At 68.8% G+C, this 23,128-nt stretch carries 25 protein-coding genes and 2 pseudogenes; 15 read left to right on the forward strand and 12 right to left on the reverse strand.

Annotated elements, in window-relative coordinates; all coding sequences use genetic code 11:
* Positions 1-28: 28 nt before the first annotated feature.
* Both ACZ4N4_RS29535 and ACZ4N4_RS29540 read right to left on the reverse strand, forming a co-directional pair.
* A complete protein-coding gene (locus tag ACZ4N4_RS29535; protein WP_095851139.1) occupies positions 29-952 on the reverse strand; it encodes an alpha/beta hydrolase in 924 nt (307 codons plus the stop codon).
* A gap of 7 nt (positions 953-959) precedes the next feature.
* The gene (locus ACZ4N4_RS29540; RefSeq protein WP_467594436.1) at positions 960-1,928 is read right to left on the reverse strand and encodes an enoyl-CoA hydratase/isomerase family protein; all 969 of its coding nucleotides are present in this window, start codon (positions 1,926-1,928) and stop codon (positions 960-962) included.
* A gap of 261 nt (positions 1,929-2,189) precedes the next feature.
* Between ACZ4N4_RS29540 and ACZ4N4_RS29545 the strand changes: the two genes are divergently transcribed.
* On the forward strand, positions 2,190-2,873 hold the full coding sequence (locus ACZ4N4_RS29545; protein ID WP_467594439.1) for a TetR/AcrR family transcriptional regulator: 684 nt from the start codon (positions 2,190-2,192) through the stop codon (positions 2,871-2,873).
* Between the two features lie 31 nt (positions 2,874-2,904).
* On the opposite strand, the gene ACZ4N4_RS29550 is transcribed toward ACZ4N4_RS29545, so the two are convergent.
* Positions 2,905-3,801, reverse strand: a complete 897-nt coding sequence (locus ACZ4N4_RS29550) for a short-chain dehydrogenase/reductase (protein WP_467594442.1) — start codon at positions 3,799-3,801, stop codon at positions 2,905-2,907.
* A 186-nt stretch (positions 3,802-3,987) separates the two neighbouring features.
* Between ACZ4N4_RS29550 and ACZ4N4_RS29555 the strand changes: the two genes are divergently transcribed.
* From ACZ4N4_RS29555 to ACZ4N4_RS29565, 3 genes and pseudogenes are all read left to right on the forward strand, one after another.
* Positions 3,988-4,404, forward strand: coding sequence for a winged helix-turn-helix transcriptional regulator (locus ACZ4N4_RS29555; protein ID WP_467594444.1), 417 nt, complete (start codon positions 3,988-3,990; stop codon positions 4,402-4,404).
* Between the two features lie 510 nt (positions 4,405-4,914).
* On the forward strand, positions 4,915-6,327 hold the full coding sequence (lpdA, locus tag ACZ4N4_RS29560; RefSeq protein ID WP_467594447.1) for a dihydrolipoyl dehydrogenase: 1,413 nt from the start codon (positions 4,915-4,917) through the stop codon (positions 6,325-6,327).
* A 58-nt stretch (positions 6,328-6,385) separates the two neighbouring features.
* Positions 6,386-6,499, forward strand: a pseudogene (locus ACZ4N4_RS29565) (IS701 family transposase); the annotation flags it as partial.
* Positions 6,500-6,550: 51 nt separating this feature from the next.
* On the opposite strand, the gene ACZ4N4_RS29570 reads toward ACZ4N4_RS29565, so the two are convergent.
* From ACZ4N4_RS29570 to ACZ4N4_RS29590, 5 genes and pseudogenes are all read right to left on the reverse strand, one after another.
* Positions 6,551-7,237, reverse strand: coding sequence for a TetR/AcrR family transcriptional regulator (locus ACZ4N4_RS29570; protein ID WP_116130406.1), 687 nt, complete (start codon positions 7,235-7,237; stop codon positions 6,551-6,553).
* Between the two features lie 40 nt (positions 7,238-7,277).
* Complete coding sequence (locus tag ACZ4N4_RS29575; RefSeq protein ID WP_467594450.1) at positions 7,278-8,033, reverse strand: SDR family oxidoreductase; 756 nt, start codon at positions 8,031-8,033, stop codon at positions 7,278-7,280.
* A gap of 688 nt (positions 8,034-8,721) precedes the next feature.
* Positions 8,722-8,865 (reverse strand): annotated as a pseudogene (locus ACZ4N4_RS29580) (transposase); the annotation flags it as partial.
* Positions 8,866-8,904: 39 nt separating this feature from the next.
* Positions 8,905-9,399 (reverse strand): MarR family winged helix-turn-helix transcriptional regulator, encoded by a 495-nt coding sequence (locus ACZ4N4_RS29585; RefSeq protein WP_095851127.1) that lies wholly within the window; start codon positions 9,397-9,399, stop codon positions 8,905-8,907.
* A gap of 133 nt (positions 9,400-9,532) precedes the next feature.
* Positions 9,533-10,759: an acyl-CoA dehydrogenase family protein gene (locus tag ACZ4N4_RS29590; protein ID WP_467594454.1), complete on the reverse strand. Its 1,227-nt coding sequence runs from the start codon at positions 10,757-10,759 to the stop codon at positions 9,533-9,535.
* Positions 10,760-10,822: 63 nt separating this feature from the next.
* Here ACZ4N4_RS29590 and ACZ4N4_RS29595 point away from each other — a divergent pair, with 63 nt between their 5' ends.
* Positions 10,823-11,650, forward strand: coding sequence for an SDR family oxidoreductase (locus ACZ4N4_RS29595; RefSeq protein ID WP_467594457.1), 828 nt, complete (start codon positions 10,823-10,825; stop codon positions 11,648-11,650).
* A gap of 63 nt (positions 11,651-11,713) precedes the next feature.
* Positions 11,714-11,908 (forward strand): hypothetical protein, encoded by a 195-nt coding sequence (locus tag ACZ4N4_RS29600; RefSeq protein WP_467594460.1) that lies wholly within the window; start codon positions 11,714-11,716, stop codon positions 11,906-11,908.
* Between the two features lie 249 nt (positions 11,909-12,157).
* On the opposite strand, the gene ACZ4N4_RS29605 is transcribed toward ACZ4N4_RS29600, so the two are convergent.
* Positions 12,158-12,670, reverse strand: coding sequence for a winged helix-turn-helix transcriptional regulator (locus tag ACZ4N4_RS29605; RefSeq protein WP_101372356.1), 513 nt, complete (start codon positions 12,668-12,670; stop codon positions 12,158-12,160).
* 159 nt (positions 12,671-12,829) lie between these two features.
* Between ACZ4N4_RS29605 and ACZ4N4_RS29610 the strand changes: the two genes are divergently transcribed.
* Positions 12,830-13,843, forward strand: coding sequence for an NADP-dependent oxidoreductase (locus tag ACZ4N4_RS29610; protein ID WP_097256921.1), 1,014 nt, complete (start codon positions 12,830-12,832; stop codon positions 13,841-13,843).
* Between the two features lie 60 nt (positions 13,844-13,903).
* On the opposite strand, the gene ACZ4N4_RS29615 is transcribed toward ACZ4N4_RS29610, so the two are convergent.
* Together ACZ4N4_RS29615 and ACZ4N4_RS29620 are read right to left on the reverse strand one after the other, a co-directional pair.
* Complete coding sequence (locus tag ACZ4N4_RS29615) at positions 13,904-14,065, reverse strand: hypothetical protein (RefSeq protein ID WP_467594463.1); 162 nt, start codon at positions 14,063-14,065, stop codon at positions 13,904-13,906.
* Between the two features lie 673 nt (positions 14,066-14,738).
* The gene (locus tag ACZ4N4_RS29620; protein ID WP_467594466.1) at positions 14,739-15,092 is read right to left on the reverse strand and encodes an aldo/keto reductase; all 354 of its coding nucleotides are present in this window, start codon (positions 15,090-15,092) and stop codon (positions 14,739-14,741) included.
* Between the two features lie 133 nt (positions 15,093-15,225).
* Here ACZ4N4_RS29620 and ACZ4N4_RS29625 point away from each other — a divergent pair, with 133 nt between their 5' ends.
* The 8 genes from ACZ4N4_RS29625 to ACZ4N4_RS29660 all read left to right on the forward strand — a co-directional run bounded on the left by ACZ4N4_RS29625 (position 15,226) and on the right by ACZ4N4_RS29660 (position 21,813).
* Positions 15,226-15,924: an SDR family oxidoreductase gene (locus tag ACZ4N4_RS29625; protein ID WP_093903864.1), complete on the forward strand. Its 699-nt coding sequence runs from the start codon at positions 15,226-15,228 to the stop codon at positions 15,922-15,924.
* A gap of 594 nt (positions 15,925-16,518) precedes the next feature.
* The gene (locus ACZ4N4_RS29630; RefSeq protein ID WP_467594470.1) at positions 16,519-17,349 is read left to right on the forward strand and encodes an enoyl-CoA hydratase/isomerase family protein; all 831 of its coding nucleotides are present in this window, start codon (positions 16,519-16,521) and stop codon (positions 17,347-17,349) included.
* Positions 17,349-17,822: an alpha/beta fold hydrolase gene (locus ACZ4N4_RS29635; RefSeq protein ID WP_467594472.1), complete on the forward strand. Its 474-nt coding sequence runs from the start codon at positions 17,349-17,351 to the stop codon at positions 17,820-17,822. Before ACZ4N4_RS29630 ends, ACZ4N4_RS29635 begins: the two co-directional genes overlap by 1 nt.
* Positions 17,823-17,848: 26 nt before the next feature.
* Positions 17,849-18,253: a DUF4345 domain-containing protein gene (locus ACZ4N4_RS29640; RefSeq protein ID WP_467594475.1), complete on the forward strand. Its 405-nt coding sequence runs from the start codon at positions 17,849-17,851 to the stop codon at positions 18,251-18,253.
* A 142-nt stretch (positions 18,254-18,395) separates the two neighbouring features.
* On the forward strand, positions 18,396-18,824 hold the full coding sequence (locus ACZ4N4_RS29645) for an alpha/beta fold hydrolase (protein WP_467594478.1): 429 nt from the start codon (positions 18,396-18,398) through the stop codon (positions 18,822-18,824).
* A 195-nt stretch (positions 18,825-19,019) separates the two neighbouring features.
* Positions 19,020-20,087 (forward strand): alkene reductase, encoded by a 1,068-nt coding sequence (locus ACZ4N4_RS29650; RefSeq protein WP_467594481.1) that lies wholly within the window; start codon positions 19,020-19,022, stop codon positions 20,085-20,087.
* 241 nt (positions 20,088-20,328) lie between these two features.
* On the forward strand, positions 20,329-20,955 hold the full coding sequence (locus ACZ4N4_RS29655; RefSeq protein ID WP_467595135.1) for an SDR family NAD(P)-dependent oxidoreductase: 627 nt from the start codon (positions 20,329-20,331) through the stop codon (positions 20,953-20,955).
* 264 nt (positions 20,956-21,219) lie between these two features.
* Entirely contained in the window at positions 21,220-21,813 is a 594-nt protein-coding gene (locus ACZ4N4_RS29660) for a TetR/AcrR family transcriptional regulator (protein ID WP_467594484.1), read from the forward strand.
* Between the two features lie 353 nt (positions 21,814-22,166).
* Here ACZ4N4_RS29660 and ACZ4N4_RS29665 read toward each other — a convergent pair whose 3' ends face one another.
* The gene (locus tag ACZ4N4_RS29665) at positions 22,167-23,039 is read right to left on the reverse strand and encodes an alpha/beta fold hydrolase (protein WP_467594487.1); all 873 of its coding nucleotides are present in this window, start codon (positions 23,037-23,039) and stop codon (positions 22,167-22,169) included.
* Positions 23,040-23,128: the final 89 nt, after the last annotated feature.

Raw genomic sequence — 23,128 nt, forward strand, 5'->3', positions numbered from 1 at the left:
GTACCTGTCTGGGTGTGATGCGGTCCGGTCACGGAGCTGACGCGGCGGCTGCCGGCTTCAGCTGGCGGGTGAGGAACTCGATCTGGTCGCGCACCAGTACTTCGAAGGTCTCGCCGGTGTAGAAGTCGAAGTGGCCGGCGTCGTACCTCTTGATCTCTCCCTTGGGTGCGGTGCGCGCGTAGCGGAGGGTCTGGGCGGGAGGCGTGACGGAGTCGGTGTCGCTGACGCAGAAGAGAATCGGCATGGCGATCTTCTTGGCCGCACGCCCGGGCCGGTAGGTGAGGATGGTCGGGATGACCCGCGCCGCCACCTCGTTGCGGAACGTCGTTCCCGGAGGCTGGAGCGCCTGGTATCCGGGCAGGGCGTCCGGGGCGTTCATGAGGGCCGACGAGCCGGGGGTGGCGGCGATCGGAACCATCACGGGCGGCTTTCCGCGGCCTCTGGCCGCCAGGTCGCGGGCGACCACGGGGAGGACCTTGAGTGAGGCGACAGGGCCCAGCGCGAGCGCGGAGGCGAGACCGTCGGTGAAGGGGCATTGCGACACCGCCGCGCGCAGTTCGGGGTGGCGGGAGGCGACGGTGATGGCATGGCCGCCGCCGAACGAGCTGCCCCATACGGCGATGCGGGCCCGGTCGACGTCCGTGCGGGCCTTGACGTAGGCGATGGCGGCGTCCCAGTCGGCGAGCTGACGCTTGATCGACAGGAGTTGGCGAGGGTGGCCGCCGCTGTCGCCGAAGTGCCGGTAGGTGAAGGCCACCGCGGCGATGCCGGCCTGCGCGAAGCGCTCGGCGAAGGCGTCCAGGCGCATCTCGCGGACGGCGCCGAGGCCGTGCCCGAGGATGACGACGGGCGCAGACGTGACGCCCGTGGGGAGGTAGAGCCAGCCGGCGCAGTTGCTGTCGCCGGAAGGGAACGTGATGTCGTGACGGGTGAAGGACTGCTGGGTGGTCATCGTCGGTTCACCGCCCGCTCGTGGAGCGACCGCCCGGCACGCTGCCCGAGGCGAGGGCTCGTGCGTAGGTGCCCGGCGTGTAGAGCGGGAGTTCGCCGGTGGCGGCGGTCGTGGCCTGGTAGTCGAGCATCAGCCTCTGGCCTTCCTCTGACATGATCTGGGCGAAGAACTCGGCGCGTTCGACGTGCAGACCGTCCTCCAGTGACATCGAGCCGCCGAAGTACACCGACCTCTTGGCCGCCGCGACCGACCCCTTCGACCGCTTCCCGAAGTGCTCGGCGAGTTCGACCGCCTGCGCGACCACCTTGTCCTGCGCGACGACCTTGTCCACCGCCCCGTTGGCGAGGGCCTCCGCGGGCGTGAACGGCTTGCCTTCGAGGATCGCGGCCAGGGACCGGTGGGTGCCGATCAGGCGGGTCAGCCGCTGGGTGCCGCCACCGCCCGGGATGATGCCGAGGAGGATCTCCGGCTGGCCGATGAAGAATTCCCCCTCGGCCATGACCCGTAGATCGCACGCCCAGGCGAACTCCGCGCCGAGGCCGAGAGCGGAACCGTTGAGGGCGGCGACGTAGAGCACACCGCTGGCGTTCATCCGCAGGAAGGTCCTGTGCAGACGTTCCAGCTGCAGAGCCCCGCGCATCGGGGTTCTGCGCATCACGGACCCGAGGGGGCGGGACCGGTCCACGTGCTTGGCCATGCGGACGACGGCTGAGGCAGCGCGCCGGCCGACCGTAGGACTCGCGGCTCCCTCTTCCTGCAGCCACCGGACCGCGGCATGGCTGACGAACCGCTCGGGATGTGCCCCGGTGAAGACGACGGCACGGACGTTCGGATCACGGTCGGCTCGGGCCACCAGCTTCTCCAGCTGCTGGGCGATGTCGAGGCCGAACTCCTGGAGCGGGCCGCCGTCGACCCGCGCGATCAGAACGGCGCCGCGATCTTCGACCGTGAGACGGCCCTTGTCTTTGTATGGCATGAGTTCTGCTCCCGTGCTGAGTTCATGGGGTGGGAAAGTGCGTGGAAACGGCCGCGGATGCGTGTCGCAGCGATGAGGTCGGGTTCGCCCCGACAGGCTGTGCCCGCACGGGCGGCAGGAGACTGGACCAGCGCGTGATGACGTGTCCGAAGGCGGACGCGTGTATCGACGGCGGCACGTCACATGCGATGTGTACTATTGCCGTGAAGGATTACATAACCAAGTTATTTCTGGTGTGTCAACGGTGGAGGCGTACGGAACATGGCAGGGCGGGCGAGGCTCCAAGACGCGCCGGAACGACTTGTGCAGGCGGCCATCGGCCTGCTGGCCGAGCAGGGTCCGTCGGCTGTGAAGGCGCGCACGGTGGCCTCAGTGAGCGGACTGTCGACGATGGTGGTCTACAGCCACTTCGGCGGGATCCCCGAGCTGATGAGCGCTGTCGCCGATCACGGGTTCAAGGAACTCGGCGCGGCGTTCGCCCGGGTACCGGTGACGGAGGACCCGATCGCGGATCTCTTCGCCATGGCCCTGACCTGCCGTCGGCAGGCCCGCGAGAACCCTCACCTCTACGACCTGATGTTCGGACTGTCCACTCGGGCGACGTACCGGCCGCTGCCGGATACGGACCGCCGCCTGAGCGGGCATTCCCCGGCCTTTCGGGAAGCCCACGCCCATGTCACCGCGGCGTGCGAACGGCTCCTGCGCTCCGGCAGGGTCGAGCGGCAGGAACCCGAAGTCATCGCCGCCCAGCTGTGGAGCTACGTGCACGGTTACATCACCCTCGAACTGGCTGAACACTTCGTCGAGTTCGACGACGCCGTGACGCAGGTCCTCGTGCCGATGGGTGTGAACTTCACTGTCGGACTCGGTGACGAGCGCGAACGTGCCGAAGCCTCCCACGAGGCCGGCGCGCGCCTGTACGACTCGATCGTCCAAGGCCGCTGAGAAGCCGGGCGGTTGGGTGCTGCCCCAGGACCTAGGACGACCTGGTCTCCGCGGCAGGGGCATCTGCGCCCGGCGTGACCTGGTCCTGCCTCCCCAGCGCCGCGACCTCCCGTTCGAGGGACGGCACCGCCCGGGCCGCGAAGCGCCGCGCCCAGGGCCACGCCGGCGGTGAATTCAGCGCCGCCTTGGCCCAGTTGGCCACGACGACCGCACGCGGGACATACACGCGGCTGCGCCGGCGCACGAGCCCGTCGACGATCGCTGCGGCCGCCCGGTCTGCGCTCGTGGTGACGTTGCCCGGATAGGGCAGCCGTGTGCGCAGGTCCTGGAACGAGGGGAGGTCCGCCTCGGCGCCCCGGACGAGATCCGTGTCGATCCAGGAGGGGTGTACCACGCCGACCGTGACTCTGAGGTGGGCCACTTCCTGTCGGTAGGTCAGAGCGAGCAACTCGGCCCCGGCCTTGCTCGCGCCGTAGGAGGCCATCGCGGCCAGCGGCATGAACGACAGCGCGGACGCCACGACCAGCACATGGCCACGGCTGCGCTCCAGATGGGGCGTCGCGTACTTGAGGGTGCGGAAGACACCGTTGAGGTTGATGTCCAGAACCCGCTCGAACGACGCCTCGTCCGTCTGCCGCACCGTCCCGTACGCCACGACGCCGGCGTTGGCGACCACGAGGTCGACGCCGCCCATGACCTCGGCGGCCTCGTCGATCGCCGACCGTAGAGCAGCCCCGTCGCGCACATCGGCCTCACGCCAGGCGGCGCCGGCACCCAGCTCGTCGGCGAGGGCGCGCAACCGATCGGCTTCGAGGCCGATCACGGTCACCCGGGCCCCTCGGGCGGCGGCCAGGCGGGCCACCTTCTCACCGATGCCGCGTGCCGCTCCGGTAACAACCAGCTTCTTGCCCAGCAAGTCACGTTTCATGGCGGCAACATAACTTCGTTATTGACGGAGCACAAGAGACTGCGCACCGGTCGCCGTTCGGTTCACCTGCTGGGTCTCACGACTGGACGAACCTATGCCGGCCGTCATGAGACGGACATCCTTTGCGCAGCGGCCCTGCTCGATCGCGCGCACCATGGACCTGCTCGGGACTGGTGGACGCCGCTGGTGCTGCGTGAGGCGTTCTGCGGGATCCGGCGGTTCGACGCGTTCCAGGAGTCGCTGGGGATCGCCCGCAACACGCTGACGGACCGGCTGCGCCGGCTGGTGGAGGAGGGGCTGCTGGAGAAGCCGCCCTATCAGACGGAGCCGGTCCGCCATGACTACGTGCTCACCGAGAAGGGGCGCGACTTCTATGGCGTGCTGCTGGTGATGAACCGGTGGGGGGACCGCTGGCTCTCCGGCGAAGCGGGCCCGCCGGTGACGATGCGCCACGAGGCGTGCGGGCAGGAGACGCATGCCGAGGTGGTGTGCGCCGCCTGCGGCGAGCCCATGACCCTGGACAACACCCACCCCCGGGTGGGCCCCGGCTACCCACCGCACCTGGCCGAACGGCCGGATGTGCGGGCCCGGTTCACGGGCTGACCGGGCAGCGCCCTGCACGGCAGGTCACCCTTGACAAGTGGGTCTACCTACGCAACTTTACTGGTCAGACGCTCGTTCGAGCGCTCTTGACGACAGAGGGGCTGCGGGCTCATGGATGTGGACTGGCGCACGCGATCCCTCCTGGCGTGGGGCGCCGCCCACGCGGCTCAGCCGGATGCCGTACTCAAGCCCGGTGCGCACGGCCCGGTCGCCGCCTTCGGCCTCGACGCTCTCAGGCTCGGTGCCGCCGAGGCCGGAGTACACGAAGTCGACGGGGCGTCGGGCCGCCGTCGATGACGGCTGAGCGGGCATAGATCACCACGCCGCGGCGCTGAAGCTGACGTTCGGGAAGCCGCCGAGACGGTGGACCATACGGCCGCCTCCACCGGTTCCCCGCGCGGCGGGCGGTGGCGGATGCCGCCGCCGGCGGGTTGGTGAACAGATGGTTCGATCGGGAGTGAGTCCGCCCCTCGCGGGGGCCGGCCGCACCAGTGGAAAGGGAAGCCGTCCATGGACGAGCAGGGTGAGCGCTTCGACGTCGTCGTACTCGGCGCGGGCCCCGGCGGGTACGTTGCCGCGATCAGGGCCGCACAACTGGGCAAGCGGGTCGCGGTCGTCGAGGAGAAGTACTGGGGAGGCGTCTGTCTGAACGTCGGCTGCATCCCCACCAAGGCCCTGTTGCGCAACGCCGAACTCGCGCACGTCTTCACGCGCGAGGCGAAGACCTTCGGCATCAAGGTCGACGGCGAGGTCTCCTTCGACTACGGCGAGGCGTTCCGCCGCAGCCGGAAGGTCGCGGACGGCCGGGTCAAGGGCGTCCACTACCTGATGAAGAAGAACAAGATCACGGAGATCAGTGGGCGCGGCACGTTCCTCGACCCCCATACGCTCCAGGTCGTGGACTACGACGGCAACACCCGAACCGTCGGGTTCGACCACTGCGTCATCGCCACCGGAGCGACGCCCAAGCTGCTGCCCGGCACCCGCCGCACCTCGCGTGTCGTGACGTTCGAGGAGCAGATCCTCGCCGAGGACCTGCCGCAGTCGATCGTGATCGCGGGAGCCGGCGCCATCGGCGTCGAGTTCGCGTACATCCTGCACAACTACGGTGTGAAGGTCACCATCGTCGAGTTCCTGGACCGGATCGCCCCGCTGGAAGACGCCGAGGTCTCCGCCGAACTCGCCAAGCAGTACCGGAAGTCGGGCATCGACGTCCTCACCTCGACCCGCGTCGAGTCGATCGACGAGTCGGGCGCGCAGGTCCGTGTCACGGTCACCGGCAAGGACGGCGCCCAGCAGGTCCTTCAGGCCGACAAGGTCCTGCAGGCGATCGGTTTCGCGCCGAACGTCACCGGCTACGGCCTGGAGAACACCGGAGTGCGGGTCACCGAACGGGGCGCGATCGACGTCGACGGCCGCTGCCGCACCTCCGTCCCGCACATCTACGCCATTGGTGACGTCACCGCGAAGCTGATGCTCGCGCACGCCGCCGAGGCCATGGGCGTGGTCGCCGCGGAGACGATCGCGGACGCGGAGACCATGGAGCTGGACTACGTGATGATCCCGCGGTCCACCTTCTGCCAGCCTCAGATCGCCAGCTTCGGCTACACCGAGGCACAGGCCAGGGAGAAGGGCTTCGACGTCCAGGTGGCCAAGTTCCCGTTCACCGCGAATGCCAAGGCCCATGGCCTGGGCGATGCGACCGGGTTCGTGAAGCTGATCAGCGACGCCAAGTACGGCGAGCTCCTCGGCGGCCACCTCATCGGCCCCGACGCCACCGAACTCCTCCCCGAGCTGACCCTGGCCCAGCAGTGGGACCTCACGGTCCACGAGGTCGCCCGCAACGTCCACGCCCACCCGACCCTCGGCGAGGCGGTCAAGGAAGCCGTCCACGGCCTCGCCGGCCACATGATCAACATGTAGCGCTATGAGGGCTCGACATGGGTGACGCTCTCGCGGAGGCGTGCTGCCGGCGGCTTTCGAGAACTGCCGGATCGGTGTGTTCCTCGCCTACGCCACCGGCCGCGGACGCACGCTGATCGACCGGCGGCTGTATCTGCCCACCTCCTGGACGGACGACCGCGAGCGCTGCCGACGGTAGGGCGACGTGTCGAAATCCTTGCGGCGTGAACCGGAGGTCCGGAGTTCAGGATCCGGTGCCGTAGCGGCTGAGCATGAGGGCGACCGCTTCGTCCACGATCGCGGCGTCGGTGGGGTTGGGCGGGACGAAGTCGGTCCGTACGAGTTGAGGCCACAGGAACTGGCTGCAGATCATGCCGAGGAACTGTTCGGCCACTTCGGATGCCGACAGCGGCTGTCCGTCGGCCGAACGGAAGTCGAGTGTGCCCGCCTGTGCCTCGGCCTCCAGGTAGTCGCGGAGCCGGTCGAAGAAGGGGCCCCGGTCGATGGCGAAGCCGGTGCCGACGATGTCGGCGAGTTCCGGCATCTGGGGCAGCTCGGTGATGATGAGGCGGCACAGCGCCGCCGTGCCCGGACGCGCGACCAGGCAGGCGTAGTCGCGGCCGATGTGGTCCAGACCGTACCGGGGGTCGCCGGGCGGTGGCGGCGCGGCGTACTCCACATCCAGCTGCCATTGTTCGGAGGTGACGGCCGCGAACAGCGCGGCCTTGGAGGGGTACCGCTTGAAGAGGGTGCCGGTGGAGACGCGGGCCTCCTTGGCGATCTGGGCCAGGGAGGTCTTGTCGTATCCCCGGGCGAGGAAGAGGTCGCGGGCGGCGCGGATGATGCGGGCGCGGTTCTCCGCTTTGATCTGCGCGTGATACCCGGCCTGGCTCGCTTCGCCACCGGTTTCCGCTCGTTCCGCCACCGCCATGCCCACGCCCCTCGCCCGTCTCCCGGCCGCGTCCTCGCTGTCAGAGGACGGTCTGGCCGCCGTCCAGGATAAGGTCCTGGCCCACCGCGAAGGCGGAGGCGTCGGAGGCCAGGTACACGACGGCTTCCGCGACCTCCTCCGGCAGACCCATGCGGCCCAGCGGGATGCCGGCGCTGATCCCCTCCAGGACCGCCGCCTGCACCGCGGGGTCCTCGATCCCGAGCTTGGCGTACAGCGGGGTGTCCACCGGGCCGGGGCTGACCGCGTTGAACCGGATGCCGTGCGACTTGAGCAGGTCCGCGTTCCACGACCGCATCAGGGAGCCGACAGCCGCCTTCGTCGCGGCGTAGGCGTTCGAGTTCCCGTAGCCGCCGTGCGCGCTGCTGGACGCGTTGAGGATGACCGAGGACGGGTTGGCCAGCACGGGCACCAGGGCCTGCGTGAGAAAGAAGACGCTCTTGACGTTGATGTCGAAGAGCCGGTCGAAGCTGTCCTCCGTGTGGTCCTCGAACGGCCGCCAGTCCGAGACACCGGCGTTCAGGAACACCACGTCCAGCTTTCCGAAGTGCTCACCCACCTGCTTGGCCAGGGCGCGCTGCGCATCGAGATCGCGGGCGTCGGCCTGCACGACGGGCACCTTGTCCCCGAGGATCTGCCGCGCCTTGTCGATGCTGGCCGGGGTGACGCCCGTGACCAGCACGTCGGCTCCCTCCGCCACAAAACGCTGTGCGGTCTCCAGGCCGATCCCGCTGGTGCCGCCGGTGATGAGGGCGCGCTTGCCCGCAAGACGATTCATGTTCCCTGTTCCTTGCCGAGAAGTAAGGTAAGTCGATGGACTCACCATCGGAAGGTAACTCCCACACCACCTTTAAGGCAAGTCGATCCACTTACCATCGGTGGTCGGGGGTGGTTCTGCTGAGCCGGGAAGGTGGCCGGCACCGGCTCGAATGCCATGTCGCGGCCGCCCGTGAGGAGCCGGGCGATGATGGCCTTCCCGGCGCCGGGCGGTCCTGGACGGTGGCGCTGAGGCGCCGCTGGGCGACCATACGGGCCCAGAAGCGGAGTCGGCGGCCGGGGCCAGGAGGTGGTCCTGCCTGACGATGTCTTCCAGCTTTGCGCGCAGGCGGTCGGCGACTGGCTGGGAGGGCTCCTCGTCGAAGAGCGGCAGGATCGCTACGGTCGGTTCCATCGGCCCCTCGGGCCACAGACGGGCATGCCCGGCGGGGCGGACTGCCGCGCTGCCAAGTATTCGGACCAGCTCCCGCCCGCGAGGGTGGCCCAGGGTTCGGCTGCCTTGGGCTGGATGCCGAGCAGGTCGGTGATGACCATGGGCGGCAGGTCTACGAGGGCGTCCATCATGGCGGTGTTCCGGGCTGCGCGGGCGGGCAGACCGTGCTGGCTCAGGGCGTCGGCGAAGCCGAGGGGGTTGCGCGGGTGCCCAGGCTGTGACCGGGCAAGAGTATCTGCACCCGGCCGTGTTGCTGGGGCGCTCCTGTCCGCAACCGCCACAACACGCCGTTCACGACCTGCCGGTGTTCCCGCCAAGACCGCCCACGACCATCCGCAACCGGCAGCAGCGGAGCCATCCGCTCCCACGCCGCATCCGGCAACTCACCCCGACCAACCATAAGATCAGTTATCAGACACGGCCTGGGTCAGGGAGCACGTCAAGCCCTTTTCGCGCCGCTCTGCTCGCGGACGGCGTCGAACATGGCGGTGAGAGCGGGACTCTCGGCAAGGCTGCTCAGCAGGGCGTGTAGCGAGTGCCGCTCAGTGGTGCCGAGGTCGGGGAGGATTTCGGTGTCGAGGCCGACGAGTGTGCGGTTGAGGTCGGCCAGGACCTTGCGCCCGTCGTCCGTGATGTTGACGGCGTAGCGGCGTCGGTCCTGCGGATCGCGTGTCCGCTCGGCGTATCCGGCCCGCTCAAGGTCGTCGAGACTCGTCACCATCGTTGCCGGGTCGATGCGCAGGAACGAGCCGAGCGCCAGCTGCGGCATGGCCCCGTTGTCGGCCAGGGCCTGCAAGACGCTGTAGTGGCGCACTCGCAGGCCGGTACCGCTGATGCCGTCTTCGGCGATCCTGAAAGCCACCTGCCCGAGTTTGACCAGCAGGCAGATGGTGTGTTCAGCCACTGTCCCCGGTACCAGCGGAGCCTCGGACATCGTTTATCCCGCCTATGGTTAGCCCTGCGTATCGTCTGGGTCCATCGTACGAGAACGCCGGAGGCGGCCGGTCCGGGCGGCGATCTCGGTGCGCAGGAGAGGGGCTCGCAGGGCAGGGAACGCGGCGGGGCCGTCAGCCGACGACGGTCCGGCCGAAGATCTGCCGGGCGATGACCCACTTCTGGATCTCGTTGGTGCCCTCGTATATCTCGCCGATCTTGCTGTCCCGGTAGATCGCCTCGACGGGGCCGGGGCTGCCGTCGGCACCCAGTTCGCGGGCGAAGCCGAGGCCTCCGAAAGCCTGGACGGCGTCGCGTGCCATGTCCACCGACAGCTTGGTGGCGTAGTACTTCGCCATCGCGGCCTCGGGTTCCGGGGACGGGTTGCCAGCGTCCAAGCGAAGGGCCGCCTTGGTGACGAGGGTGCGGGCGTTGTCGATCTCGGTGGCCCGCTCGGCGAGCAGGAACTGCCAGTGCTGGTTGGCGGCCACCGGCTTGCCGAAGGCGTGGCGCGTCGACAGGTGGGCCACGGTGTGATCGAAGGCGGCCTGTGCCATGCCGACCCCGACGGCCGCGATGCCGATCCGGCCGTAGGTGAGGGTGGTCAGTGCATGGCGCAGTCCGTGTCCCTCGGTGCCGCCGAGGAGGTCGTCGTCGGACAGGTGTACGTCCGAGAAGCGGATGTCCGCGGTGAGCTGGCCGCGGTTGCCCATCTTGCGGTCGGCGAGGCCGACGTGAACGCCCGGAAGTGCTGTGTCGACGATGAACATGCTCAGCCGCTCGCCGGTGCGGGCGAGAACCACCACGAACGCGGCCACGGGCGAGTTGGAGATCCACCGCTTGTGGCCGTTCAGCACCCATCCGGTCTCGGTGCGTACGGCCTCGGTTCGAACGGCCTGCGGAGACAGGTCGCTGGAGGCGTCCGGCTCGGTGGTGGCGAACGCGCCGACCACGGAACCCTCCGCGACCTTGGGCAGCCAGCGCTGCTGCTGCTCCTCGGTGCCCTGCCGCAGTGCGTTGCCCGCCAGGATGCAGTGCACGTCGAAGACGGCCGCGACGCTGCTGGAGTAGTAGGCCAGTTCCTCGATCGCCGCGGCGGTGGCAGTCGCCGGGTGGGTCAGACCGTCGCCGCCGACCTCGCCGGGGAAGGGGATCCGGAAGACCCCCGCCGATGCGAGCGCGTCGAACACCTGCCGGGGGAAGCCGTCGGTGCGCTCGTCGCCGTTCGCGATCGCTGCGGCGTGCGGAGCCACTTCTTGCTCCGCGATCCGGCGCACGGCGGCGCGTACGGACTGGGTCTCTTTGGGGGCGAGGAGCTCGTGGTAGAGCCGGTCGCTCTGGCGTGCGGGAGTGGAAGTCATGCGCGGACCGTATCATTCGCATCGCATATGATTAGTTGACCAATCGATTGTGGAGGTTCGACCATGACACGGACGCTGGCCGGCAAGACCGTCCTGATGTCGGGAGGCAGCCGCGGCATCGGACTCGCCATCGCCCTGCGCGCGGCCCGCGACGGTGCGAACGTGGTGATGCTCGCCAAGACCGCCGTACCGCACCCGAAGCTCGAAGGCACGGTTCACACCGCGGTCGAGGAGATCGAGCGCGCGGGCGGCAAGGGGCTGGCCGTCGTCGGTGACGTCCGCAACGAGGACGACGTACGCACCGCCGTCAACGCCGCGGTCACTGCCTTCGGCGGCATCGACATCGTGGTGAACAACGCCAGCGCGATCAACCTGTCGTCGACGGAGCAGCTGGAGATGAAGCGGTACGACCTGATGCAGAACATCAACACGCGCGGCACGTTCCTGCTGAGCAAGGCCGCGATCCCGCACCTGCGGGAAGCGGACAACCCGCACATCCTCACCCTCTCGCCGCCGTTGAACCTCGCGCCGCACTGGGTGGGCAGGCATCTCGGCTACACGCTGTCGAAGTACGGGATGAGTCTGTGCACCATCGGGCTCGCCGAGGAGCTCGCCGCCGACGGCATCGCCGCCAACTCGCTGTGGCCGCGAACGCTGATCGACACGGCCGCCGTACGCAACGTGGTCGGCGGCGCCGGGCAGGCCCGTAGTCCGCAGATCATGGCTGACGCCGCGTACGCCGTCCTCACGCGTGACGCGCGCAAGTGCACCGGCAACCTGCTCATCGACGACGAGGTCCTGTCGGACGAAGGCGTCGCCGACCTCTCCGAGTACAGCCCTGCCGGCTTCGAGGGGGATCTCGCCCTCGACATCTTCGTCGATCCGGCCTGATCCCGCTCCGCTTCGGGGCGTGGGCGGAACTCCCCCTCTCGGGCGGCGACGATCCGCGCCCCGGTGCGCAAGGCGTTCGCGACACCCCGCTCGCGGCTGCGCTACTCGGTCTGCGCGATCGCAGTCGTGTTGGCGCTGGAGGCGCAGCTCAGGATGACGACGGTCGAGCCGGGGCGCAGGGTTCTGACCGTGCCCGCCGCCCGCGCCGCCGTGATTGCCGCGCTAATTGTGCGGGCATTGCCTGCGCCTGTGGCGTGACCTGCCTGGAGAGGTGGTGGGTGCGTGACCGCTTCAGGGCCGTGCTCGGCGGGGGCGGGAACGGGCGTTGTTTGATTCTCGGCGCCGCCTGGCCCACGTCCGGCGACCGACGCTTCCGCAATCGCCACTGGTGGTCCAGGGCGTCCCGGCGGCGACCGCCAGAACGCGGACCCGGGCCGGCCCGGGCGAGCGCGAGCGCACCTGGTCGGACCGAGCCCGTCGCGAGCTCCCGGCGCCACCGCGCTCAGTTCACTCGGCGGGCCTCAGGCGAAAAGCGGGGCCGGGGATGCTCTCGATGTCTTCCGGCTGTACGGCGTGGCCCTGGTCGCAGCGGATCTGGGCGTCGACGTGCGCGCCGCATCCACGGTGCCGGGACAGCATGGCCGGGCCCTCCGGGTCGGCGCGGTAGCGGTCCCCCCACTGCAGGAGCCCCATCACGGCCGGGACCAGATCCGCACCCTTGGGTGTGATCACGTACTTCGGCCGACTCCGCGAGCCCGGCTCCTTGTAGGTCTCGGTGGCCAGGATCCCTTCCTCCACGAGCATCTTGAGTCGCGCCGCGAGGAGGTTGCGAGGACAGCCGAGGACGCGTTCGAACTCGCTGAAACGGGACGAGCCGTACCAGACCTCGCGCAGGATCAGGATCGTCCACTTCTCGCCCACGACCTCAAGGGTGCGGGCGATCGAGCAGTTCGACGTGTCCCGGTCGAGATGGGGAAACGTGCCGGCGTCGTCCTGCAGGGCTTCGGTCGTTGCGTCCATAGGGGGGATTCTAACCTCCTCTGAGTTTACTTTTCTATACTCAGCTAGTACCGTCATGGTCGGCACGTCAACCCGGCCGCAGACGAGAAGCAGGCGCACAGGGGACCGTCCCAAGAATCACACCGACCACCGAGACACCCACGCAGAAAGGCGGCCGCCATGAAGGCATTCGTCGTCGAGAAGTACGGCAAGGACGGCGCCCGCGCCGCCGACGTGCCCGAGCCCACCGTCGGAGCCCGCGACGTTCTGGTCAGAGTGAGCGCCGCCGGCATCAACCCGCTGGACAAGATGGTCCGCAACGGGGAGTTCAAGCAGATCCTGAAGTACAAGCGCCCGTTCGTGCTCGGCCACGACGTGGCCGGCGTCGTGACACAGGTCGGCTCCGCCGTACACGGCTTCAAGGTCGGCGACGAGGTCTACGCCCGCCCGCGCGACCTGCGGGTCGGGGGCTTCGCGGAGTTCATCGCGATCGACGCGGACGATGTCGCCCCCAAGCCGGCCTCACTCTCCCTGGAGGAGGCGGCCGCGGTGCCGCTGGTGGCCCTGACCGCCTGGCAGATCCTCGTCGAGCGCGCGCACGTGAAGCCGGGGCAGAAAGTGCTCGTCCACGCCGGAGCCGGCGGCCTCGGGTCGACGGTCATCCAGCTTGCCAAGCACCTCGGCGCCACGGTGGCGACGACCGCGAACACCAGGTCCGAGGAGTTGGTCAGGAGCCTCGGCGCCGACGTCGTCGTCGACTACACCAAGGAAGACTTCTCCAAGGTGCTCTCGGGCTACGACCTGGTGCTGGACTCCCTGGGCGGGGCGAACCTCGAGAAGTCACTGACCGTACTGAAGCCCGGCGGCCTGGCCATCAGTGTCGTCGGCCCGCCCGACGCCGGTTTCGCCAAGCAACTCGGCGCACCCTCCGTCCTGGGCCTGGTCATGAACACCCTCAGCCGCAAGATCCGCAAGCGGGCCAGGGCGCTGGGCGTGCGCTACGAGTTCCTCTTCATGCAGGCCAACGGCTCCCAGCTGCGCAAACTCGGCGCCCTCTACGACAGCGGGAAGCTCCGCCCGGTCATCGACAGCACCTTCCCCTTCGACCAGACGCTCGAGGCGATGGCGTACGTCGAACAGGGCCGCACCAAGGCCGGCAAGGTCGTGGTCTCGATGGTGCCCGACGGCGAGTGAAACCGTGCGGGCCGAACCGGTGGCCGTTCATCCATGCGGGGGGTGCCTCTATGTCCTTCGTCAAGCGAGCTGTGGTGTTCGGGGTTCATAGAACGGGTTCTCCCCCTCCGCCGTGGCGAGAGTGAAGATCCACAACAGGAACCCTCCGATGAAGATGAGGAAGGCCATGATCACGGGGCGTCTCGCGTCCGAACCTATGGGGTCGAGCTGACGGTCCGGCATGGTGCGACGGGAGCGGGGCCGACGGGCGGCCAGGGGGGCGGGGAGAAAGGCGAGTGCACGGAACCTCCGGGCATTGAGGGTGGGTGACGGCGCGGCGCGCAGCGGCCGGTGCCGGCAGGCGGGTCCGGCCGGTCACGGGATGGCGATGGTGGGCAAGGGCCAACGGGTGTGGCGCCCGGGGGAGCACGGCACACAGCACATGGGGCTGTTCGCATCTGCTGCCACTCGATGCACAGGGTGCTGCGTCGGGGGCTTGGCGGATCAACGCGGACGACGAGCTAGGCACGGACCGTGAGGTTCCAGCCGGACCTCGCGGAAGGGTGCAGGTAGCTGCAAGCCGCTGTTGTGGTGATGCGCCGTGTTGTGATCAGGAGAATCACGGACTCTGTGATGGCCTGTCAACAGCCTGTGAGATGTGTGCGACATGTCCCTGCGTGCCAACGGGCCTCCCAGGCTGCGCCCCTGAGCGCCTTTGCCACATGAGTGGGGGCGGCTCACGCCACGGAGACCGGCGCCGGCAATGCCTCGGTGTGCAGGGGAACCCTTCGCCCTACGGGCTCGACCGAACTGTCCCTTCTGCGGCCCGTGCGAAGGCTGCTCGCCTGCTGGTGCAAAGAGTTGGCGCGGCGTGCGACGGGAATCGCCGGTCAGACGTGCCTGGAGATGCGTCCGTTCACTTTCTTCGAGACGGCAGGAATGCACACCGTCTGCGGCCGTACGGATCTGAAGAACTGTTGCGCATGTCGGCTACGTCGCGTTCGCCGGCGGGTGTGGCGGTGCCGGTGATGAAGCCGCGGCCGAGAGATGAGTAGGCGACGAAGCCGACGCCCAGTTCGTCGAGGACCGGAAGAGCTGCTCGACGTCCCGCTCGAACAGGAGTACCAGCCTGAAGGACGGAGGCCGGCCGCACCACCTGCGCCCCGCGGATGGTCTGCGGGCCGGTCTCGCTCAGGCCGAAGTGCTTGGCCTTGCCCGCATCGATCAGCTCCTTGACAGTGTTCCGGCAAGAGGCCCGGCTCAGCGTCATTCACCAGGCGGATCGGTTGCGATCACTGACTCGACCTGCTTACTCTTACGATCGTAATTTAATGGACTGGGGCCGCGTCGGGTCACGCCCTCAGTGCTCTGGTCATCTCCTCTCCACTTCATCGGGAACCTTCATGGACCTCTCCGCCAGCACCGCCCTTGTCACCGGAGCGAACCGGGGCTTCGGCCGGGCCCTCGCCGCCGAACTGCTCAGCCGCGGCGCAACCGTCTACGCCGGCGCCCGCAACCCCGACCAGGTCGACCTGCCCGGCGCCAAGCCGATCGCGCTCGACATCACCGACCCCGCCTCCGTCGCGGCCGCCGCCGCGGCCACCGGCGATGTGACCATCCTGGTCAACAACGCGGGATCTTCCACCGGCGCCGACTTGCTCACCGCCGACCTGGACGACATCCGCCTGGAGATGAACACCCACTACCTCGGCACCCTGACGGTGGCCCGCGCCTTCGCACCCCAGATCGCGGCCAACGGTGGCGGGGCCATGCTGAACGTCCTGTCCGGCCTGTCCTGGGTCAGCTTCCCGGAGTTCGGCGCCTACTGCGCCGCCAAATCCGCGGAGTGGTCACTTACCAACACCCTGCGCGTGCAACTGGCCGACCAGGGCATCCGCGTGGCCGGTCTGCACGTCGGCTACATGGACACCGACATGGTCCGAACCGTCGACGCGGCCAAGTCCGACCCGGCCGACATCGCGCGCATCGCTGTGGACGGCATCGCCGCCGGCGCCTACGAGATCCTCGCCGACAACGCGGCCCGCCAGGCGCAGGCGGCACTGTCCGGGGGTGTCTCGGCGCTCTACCCGCAGCTCCCCTGAGGAGGGCCCGCCCTCGCCGGCCAATCGCCAGGCGCGTCCGCCAAGGGGACGTCCTGACACGGCATCACAAGCAACCGGTTCGGGAGGCAGTGCCGTCGGGGCCGCGGTCATGACCGGCACGGCCGGAGTCATCACCGCGCTCGACAACCTGATCGTCACCGCCACCCTCCCCTCCATCCGCTAAGACCTCGGCGGCGGCCTCGTTCAAAAGCGAGGAGCTCTTCTGCCCGCCTGGCCTTCTTTCTCGTGCGCCGCCGGACGGTCTCGACGGCTCGGTTCGCCGGTCGGCCATCCAGGCGAAAACGGCTGGCCGGTGGCTCGCCCCGTGTGTCGGGTCTTGCCTGCTGAGCGTTTCCCGGCCTATTGCATTATGGCCGTAAGGTAAATGATGGGAACCAAGCGATGGCTCGCCATCAGCTCGAACGAACACAGCCCACACCATGCCGCACAGGTGCAGGCGGGGCCGGCCCAGCCGACGCCGCTCCGACGGACAAGTCGGCGACACCCGCACCCCACCAGGCGCAACAGTTCCGTGGTCGCCGGACGCGATCACGGTCATGCAAGCCCGAGCCCCTATGAAATGGAAACCAGGCCATGAGCCAGCCCAGCACGATCCGCCTGGAGCGGACGACCCCGCGGATCGCGAGGATCACGTTCTCGAATCCCCCCGTGAACCTGGTGATTCCTGAGTCCATCGTGACGCTGCACAAGATCGTCTCGGAGCTGGAGAACGACCCGGACATCCAGGTCGTCGTCTTCGCCAGCGAACTTCCCGACTTCTTCATCAACCACTTCGACGCCGCCGCGGCCGCCGACCTTCCCGTGCCCGAGCACGAGGACGACAACCCGCTGTGGACCGACATGGTCCTGCGGCTGAGCAAGGCTCCGTTCGTCAGCATCGCGGCCATCCGAGGCCGTACCCGCGGCGCCGGCAACGAGCTGGCCCTCGCCTGCGACCTGCGCTACGCCAGCCGCGAGAAGGCGTTCTTCGGCCAGCCCGAGGTCGGCCTCGGCCTCGTCCCCGGCGGAGGCGGCGCCGAGCGGCTCCCGCGCTCCATCGGCCGCGACCGCGCCCTGGAGGCCATCCTGACCAGCGCCGACTATGACGCCGACCTGGCCGAACGCTGGGGATGGGTCACCCGGACCCTGCCCGACGCGGAACTCGACGCCTTCGTCGACGCGACCGTCGCCCGCCTCGCCTCCTTCGACCGGCATGCACTGGCGACCGCGAAGTCCCAGGTCAACCGGGCGACACTGCCGCCGGACGCCCACCTGGTCGCCGCCTTCGGCGAGTTCGCGGGCACCCTGACGCAGCCGGGATTCGCCGCGCGTGCGGTCGGAATCGGCGCCCTGGTTGCCGAAAAGGGCCTCGACGTCGAGTACCAGCTGGGTGAGTACATCGGCCGGGTCAGCGAAGCCCTCTGATGGCCCCGGCCGCGCCCACGACCGACCGCAGCGCCCCACTGGGCGCCCGTAGGCGCCGCGACAGCCTGGGCCGGTGCCATCCTCGGCGGCCCACCAGGGTCCCTGCGGCGGCCGGGCACGCCCAACGGCAGCCCCGGCCGCCGGCTCCCGGCCGGAGGGCCGCGCCCCGCCCGTCCGGGTCCGAACCTCGAGGCTGTGTCCGGCACCTCACCGAGAGGGTCGCTGCCCAGCTCAAGGCGACTCTTCGCTGGGGAAATCAAGCACCGATGGACTTCTCCTTGATCCGGCATCCCGTTCTGGTCGCGTACGGCGAGGACGACCGCAGGCTTCCAACACGAGCATCGTCCGACCTCGCGCATCGCCTGCCCAACGCCTCACTTCGGATCTACCCCGATGCCGGCCATGGCGGCGTCTTCCAGCACCACGAGCACCACGAGCAGTTCGTGCCGCGTATTCCGGAGCTTCTTCGATGAGCTCCCAAGCCGGAGGTATCAGAAAGATGCGCCTGAAAAAGCTGGTTCTTGGTTCCGCGGGCCTCGGGATCGCCGTGATCGGGTTGATCTATCTCTTGGCTCCCCACCTCTTGCTCGACGTCTACGGGGTCGACATCCGGTCGCCATCGGAGGCGAACATTTTCAGGAGCGGCTCGGGGTCACTGTTCGTAGCCATGGCGATCTTGTTCTGCCTGGGAGCCTTTAACACGCGTTACACCAGGACTTCGCTCATCACGCTGTTCACCTTCATGAGCGGCCTGGCTGTGGGGCGCCTGGTCAGCATCGTGGCGGATGGGTGGCCCCATGCTCTGCTGATCGCCGTTCTTGTCGTCGAGGCTTCCTACGCCGGGGCTGCGGCCTATGTGTTGCGGGTGGAGGACTCCTCCCCGCAGCTGAAAGAGACCGCCTGACAGTAGTGTCGCGTGATGCCGGCCGCACCATCTGATGGCTCGTTCTCGCAATACAGAGGCGTGACCTGCGAGAACGGGGGCCTGCGGCTCGATCGCGCAGCTCCTCCTGCTCGGCACCGGCCTCTGCGGCGGGGACCCGACGATGGACCCCAAGGTGCCCGAGGTGGCGCTGAACCCGGTCCCCGGCCTGGAGGACTTCCTCTTCCTGTTCTTCGGCCGCTCACAAGCCGCGGTCGAAGCGGGCCGGGCCTTCTGGGAGCGACGCCACCAGCGGGCCGACCAGGACCCGCCGAGCTCGCCCGCAGTCGGGCAGGCGCAGTTCGAAGCGTCCATGGCCTATGCGGAGCCGCTGCCGGGCGAGAATCGCTACGCCTACCTGAACGCGATCACCCAGCCGACGCTGGTCTTCAACGGCGAGAACGACGTGATGATCGCCTCGATCAACTCCTGGCACCTCGCCCAGAACATCCCCAACGCCCAGCTGCTGATCTACCCCGACGCCGGACACGGAGCCCACTTCCAGTACCCCGAGCGGTTCCTCAAGCACGCCCTCCAGTTCCTCGACGAGTAAGTAGCTGCGCGCCAAGGCCGAACGGCACGTCCTCGGCCGACGGCGGTCCCGGTCGTTCCTGCGCCGTCCGCCACCCAGTAAAGTATTACGTGCGTAATGTAATTTACCCATGCTCATGGCGGATGCCTCATCGGATTCACAGTCCGGGATGTAGGTCTGCCGGATGTCCGCCACCAACAACCTGAGGAAGCACGCATGCTCGACAGCCTGTGGACCCCGACCGTCGCCGGAAAGATCTCCCTGCCGCATCGTCTGGCGATGTCCCCCCTGACCCGCAGCAGGGCCGCCCCGGACGGCGTGCCGACCGAGCTCAACGCCGAGTACTACGACCAGCGAGCCTCGCACGCCCTCATCATCACCGAGGGCACCCAGCCCTCCGCCGACGGCCAGGGCTACCCGGTGACGCCGGGCATCTACACCGACGAGCACATCGCCGGCTGGCGCAAGGTCACCGACGCCGTACACAAGGCCGACGGGCGTGTCGTCATCCAGCTCATGCACGTCGGGCGGATCTCCCACCCCGACAACACCCCCCACCACCGGCAGCCGGTGGCCCCCTCCGCGATCAAGCCGGTGGGTCTCACGTTCACCGGCTCCGGGATGCAGGAAATGCCGGAACCGCGCGCACTGTCCACCGAGGAGGTCACCGCGACGGTCGACGACTTCCGGCGGGCCGCCGCGGCCGCCATCGCGGCCGGCGCCGACGGCGTCGAGATCCACGGCGCCAACGGCTACCTGGTCCACCAGTTCCTCTTCCCCAGCACCAACCAGCGCACCGACCAGTACGGCGGCTCCCTCGACAACCGCATCCGCTTCGCGGTGGAGGTCGCCGCCGCCGTGGCCGACGAGATCGGAGCCGACCGTACCGGCATCCGGCTCTCCCCCGGCAACCCCTTCCAACTCGGCGACCTCACGGAGGACGACCCCCGCGAGCTTTACCCGCACCTCGTGCGCGCCCTCGCTGCCCTGGACCTCGCCTACCTGCACCTCGCCCACGGCGGCGACGAGGAACTCCTGGGCACGCTGCGCGAGCTGTGGCCGAACACGCTGCTCCTCAACCGCGCGGGCACCGACATCGCCACCCGCGCCAAGGACATCGAGAACGGCATCGCCGACGTCATCACCGTGGGCTCAATGGCACTCGCCAACCCCGACCTGGTCGAGCGCATCCGTGCGGGCGCGCCCCTGAACACCCCCGACCCGGCCACCTTCTACGGAGGTGGCGCGGCCGGCTACACCGACTACCCCACCTACGCCGCCTGACCAGAGCGCCCGGTGCCCGAGGGAGTCGCCTTCCTCGGGCGCTTCGGCGTGTGCGTGGCGCAGCCAGGCAGCGGGGCAAATGCGCTCGCGACGCGAGCGGTGCGCCGGCGATGACGACGAGGTCCCGCCCCGCGGCTTTGAATCCGGACTCGCCGCACCGGACGGGGACTCGGCCCCATTCCATGACTGAAGACGAGGCATTCGCATCAATGCATTCGATCTCCCCGACAAGGTCGTTTTCATCACCGGCGGCACCGGCGGCACCGGCGGCACCGGCGGCACCGGCGGCACCGGCGGCACCGGCGGACTCGGCGGCGCCATGGCCCGGGCCCTTCTCTCCCGCGGCGCCCGGGTCGGCGTCGTGGATCTGCGTCCGGACACGCTGGAGATCGCAGCCGACATCTCGTCGTCCCACGTTGTCGGCTTTACCGCGGACGTCTGCGACCGCAGCGCGCTCAACGATGCCGTGGCCCACCTGTGTGAGCGGTTCGGGCGGGTCGGCGTCGCGATCGCGAGCGCCGGCATCATGGGCAGTGCGCGTGGAACTCGCCCGCCACGGCGCGTCCGCCACCACCGTCTGATCCAGACGGACATGATCAGAAACGGCGTCGACGCGGATCCTGCGATCACTGAGATGCCGGCCAGGACATCGCCGGGGCCGCTGCTCAAGCGCCTGGCGCCGGACCAGGCCGCCGAAGCCGTGGTGCGGGTCATCGAACACCGGTCACCCCGTGTGATCCGGCCGGCTCGCTGGGCCCCGCTGTCCGTGCCGCGAGGAGTGATCAACCCGGTGATCGACGGGCGTCTGGCACGTGATCGCGTGGTGCACGCGATCCTCGGCAAGCTCGACGGGCGTTCAGGCCGCTAGGCAAGGTCGCAGCAAGGTCGCAGCGAGGTGTCTGCACCGAAGCCGACCTGGCCGGTGATCTCGTCCGCCGGCAAGTCGGTGGTCTCCAGGAGGGGCGGTCGCGCCGGGCAACAGCCAAGGCCGCCATGCGAGCCCATGGCCTGCCGTCCGCTGGGAGGCAGATTGACCGCACAATCACCTGTCGATCGTAATATTACGTGCGTCAGGCCATGGATTAGGATGGGATCACGAGGCAATGCCCGGCAAAGTTGAGGGAGGCACCCTGTGGCGCGCTACGCCAAAGAGCACAAGCGGGTGACGCGGCAGCGGATCATCGAGCGGGCCGGCCACCGGTTCAAGCAGGACGGCATCGACGGCTCCGGCATCTCCACGCTGATGTCCGACGCCGGACTCACCAACGGAGCCTTCTACGCCCACTTCGAGTCCAAGGACGACCTCGTCGCCAATGTCGTCGCCGAGCAGTTGCGCGCGCAGGTCAAGCAGTACGACACGCTCCGGCCCGGCCGTGAGGGACTTGAGGATTTCATCCGCGGGTATCTGTCGCCCGAGCACCGGGACAACCCCGGTGACGGTTGCCCGTCCGCGGCCCTGCTCGACGAGATCGGCCGCTGCGGTGACGCGACCAAGGACGTCTACACCGACGGCGCCAGGGCCATCCTGGACGAGCTCGCCGCCCGCCTGGCACCCGAGGATCCGCAATCCGCCCGCGGTCAGGCCATCGGGCTCTACGCCATGGCGGTGGGAACGTTGCAGCTGTCCCGGGCGCTCTCCGACCGGAAGTTCTCCGACGAGGTCCTCGAGCAGGGAATCGAGAACGCCCTCACCTTCGCGCAACAGCGGTCGGTACCGGCTGGCTGACCACCTGGCAAGGACCGGGACGCCGGTGCCGCGCACCCGCGATTTCGGCCGTCAGCGTGAGCGGGCGGTCGCCGGGACAACTGCGATCTCGGAAGCGACACCGATGCGGCGATCCTCCGCTCGTACGGCGCATGACGCTCCACTCATTCGATACGCCGTAGCGGACCGGCGCAGACGGGATATCGACCACGCCGGTCTCCGCATCGCCGTCCGCACAAAAACCGTCTCGGCGCCGTATGGCTGAGAAGCGAGCAGCTCGGTTACGTCGAACAGGTGCCGAGAGCCGTGACGCCCGCCGGGCGTCACGGCTCTGAGTCGGCGTCCTCGGCCCGTACGCAGACCGCACCGCGGCCCTACGGCCGGCCGAAGAACTCGAGCGCCGTCGGCACGAACTGCTCGTGGTACTGGAAGATGCCGCCGTGGCCGCCGTCGGGGTAGATCACCAGCTCGGCGTTGGGCAGTCGCCGGGCCAGGTCGTGCGAGTTCGACGTCGGAACCATGCGGTCGTCGTCGCCGTTGGCGACGAGCACGGGCTGCTGGATGCGGGAGAGATCCTGCGGCTGTGCCAGCCCCCAGCGGTGGATGGCCGTGAGCTGGGAGAAGTAGGAGGCGGGGCGGATCGCCTTGTCCCGGTCCTTGGTGCGCTCCTTCAGGCGGGCAAGGAACTCCTTGCCGGCCCGAATCCCGTTCGGGGTGCGGGTGAAGAAGAGGAACTGCTTCACGTCCTGAAGGGTGAGAAGTGCCCGCAGGGTGTCGTAGTGGGAGATCCGGGTGACGTTCTTGATGCCCTCGCCCCCGGCCGGACCGGTGCCCGCGAGGATCAGCCTGCGGATGAGCTGCGGATCGGTCTGGGCGATCACCTGGGCGATCATGGCGCCCATCGAGAAGCTGAGGACGTCCACCTGCTCGAACCCCAGCGCCCGGATGAAGGTGACGGCGTCCTTGGCCATCTCCTCGATGGTCTTCGGCGTCTTGCCGCTGGACGCGCCCACGCCCCTGTTGTCGAACGTGATCACCCGGTGCTTGGCGGCGATGCCGTCGACGACCCGGGGGTCCCAGTTGTCCAGGACCGCGGCGAGGTGGGTGATGAAGATGACCGGCATGCCGGTCCGGGGGCCGAGGTCACGGTAGGCGAAGGTCACTCCGTCGGCGGTGACGGTGCGGGTCTGCGCGTTCTTGTACGACGTCACCACGTCGCCGTCGTTTCGTGTTTCGCGTGCGTTCACGGTCGTGCCCTTCGATGTGTGGGTTACCGCCGCTGTGCGCCAATTTCTGCTTCCTCGCGGGTGAGCGCAGAGCGGTTCCCGGCCTCCCG

It is taken from the genome of Streptomyces sp. NPDC026538, from assembly GCF_055567535.1.